This window comes from Streptococcus jiangnanensis (assembly GCF_040888325.1).
Taxonomy (GTDB): domain Bacteria; phylum Bacillota; class Bacilli; order Lactobacillales; family Streptococcaceae; genus Streptococcus; species Streptococcus jiangnanensis.
The window spans coordinates 1-747 of the sequence record NZ_JBFNFF010000019.1; the positions used below are offsets into that span (position 1 = coordinate 1).

Below are 747 nucleotides of genomic sequence, written 5' to 3' on the forward strand. Positions count from 1 at the left end.
ATCGGGAAGACAGGATTCGAACCTGCGACACCTTGGTCCCAAACCAAGTACTCTACCAAGCTGAGCTACTTCCCGCGCTAAATAAAAAAATGCACCCTAGAGGAGTCGAACCTCTAACCGCCTGATTCGTAGTCAGGTACTCTATCCAGTTGAGCTAAGGGTGCTCATCATTATATGCCGAGGACCGGAATCGAACCGGTACGATCGTTACCAATCGCAGGATTTTAAGTCCTGTGCGTCTGCCAGTTCCGCCACCCCGGCCTCTCTAAGCGAACGACGGGATTCGAACCCGCGACCCCCACCTTGGCAAGGTGGTGTTCTACCACTGAACTACGTTCGCATCGACCTCTTATTCTATATAAAAAAATGCCGGCTACATGACTTGAACACGCGACCCTCTGATTACAAATCAGATGCTCTACCAACTGAGCTAAGCCGGCTGATTTCTATTATGCGGGTTAAGGGACTTGAACCCCCACGCCGTTAAGCGCCAGATCCTAAATCTGGTGCGTCTGCCAATTCCGCCAAACCCGCAAATATGACCCGTACTGGGCTCGAACCAGTGACCCATTGATTAAAAGTCAATTGCTCTACCAACTGAGCTAACGAGTCTAAAATAACTTCCGTTATCTTAAACGGTCCCGACGGGAATCGAACCCGCGATCTTCGCCGTGACAGGGCGACGTGATAACCGCTACACTACGGGACCTATGGGAGTTAACGGGATCGAACCGCTGACCCTCTGCT

At 51.3% G+C, this 747-nt stretch carries 8 tRNA genes; all 8 read right to left on the reverse strand.

Annotated elements, in window-relative coordinates:
• Position 1 precedes the first annotated feature (1 nt).
• Positions 2–75 (reverse strand) — tRNA-Pro (locus AB2B49_RS09170).
• 15 nt (positions 76–90) lie between these two features.
• Positions 91–164: transfer RNA gene (locus AB2B49_RS09175), tRNA-Arg, on the reverse strand.
• An 11-nt stretch (positions 165–175) separates the two neighbouring features.
• A tRNA-Leu gene (locus AB2B49_RS09180) sits at positions 176–261 on the reverse strand.
• 7 nt (positions 262–268) lie between these two features.
• Positions 269–340: transfer RNA gene (locus AB2B49_RS09185), tRNA-Gly, on the reverse strand.
• Between the two features lie 27 nt (positions 341–367).
• Positions 368–440 (reverse strand) — tRNA-Thr (locus AB2B49_RS09190).
• A 12-nt stretch (positions 441–452) separates the two neighbouring features.
• A tRNA-Leu gene (locus AB2B49_RS09195) sits at positions 453–534 on the reverse strand.
• Between the two features lie 5 nt (positions 535–539).
• Positions 540–612: transfer RNA gene (locus tag AB2B49_RS09200), tRNA-Lys, on the reverse strand.
• Positions 613–636: 24 nt separating this feature from the next.
• Positions 637–709, reverse strand: a tRNA-Asp gene (locus tag AB2B49_RS09205).
• Positions 710–747: the final 38 nt, after the last annotated feature.